Below are 378 nucleotides of genomic sequence, written 5' to 3' on the forward strand. Positions count from 1 at the left end.
TAGTTCAGTGAAAATGGGGAATTTGGTTCAGTGCAAGGGGTGAAGTTGGTTCAGTGAGAGTGGTGACGTTAGCCAGCCCTGACACATGAAGGATCAGAAGAAATAGCAAAGGCCGGATTGCTCGCCTATCCACATTTTTCCTGCTACTATTTGCGCAGTTTTAGCTTGAACGTGGAATACAATATGATCATCGTAACCGGCGGTGCTGGCATGATTGGCAGCAATATAATCAAAGCACTTAATGACCGTGGTATCACCGATATACTAGTGGTTGACCACTTAAAAAATGGCCGCAAATTCAAAAATTTAGTTGATCTAAAAATCGCCGATTATATGGATCGTGACGATTTTTTAACGCAAATTATGGCGGGGGGGGGT

General features: G+C 43.4%; 1 protein-coding gene. It reads left to right on the forward strand.

Going from position 1 to position 378, the window contains the following annotated elements:
* Positions 1 to 183 precede the first annotated feature (183 nt).
* Positions 184 to 378: NAD-dependent epimerase/dehydratase family protein (locus B7C60_RS17975; RefSeq protein WP_245868631.1), on the forward strand; the 195-nt coding region annotated here is incomplete at its 3' end.

This window comes from Vibrio fujianensis (assembly GCF_002749895.1).
GTDB classification, from domain to species: Bacteria; Pseudomonadota; Gammaproteobacteria; order Enterobacterales; family Vibrionaceae; genus Vibrio; species Vibrio fujianensis.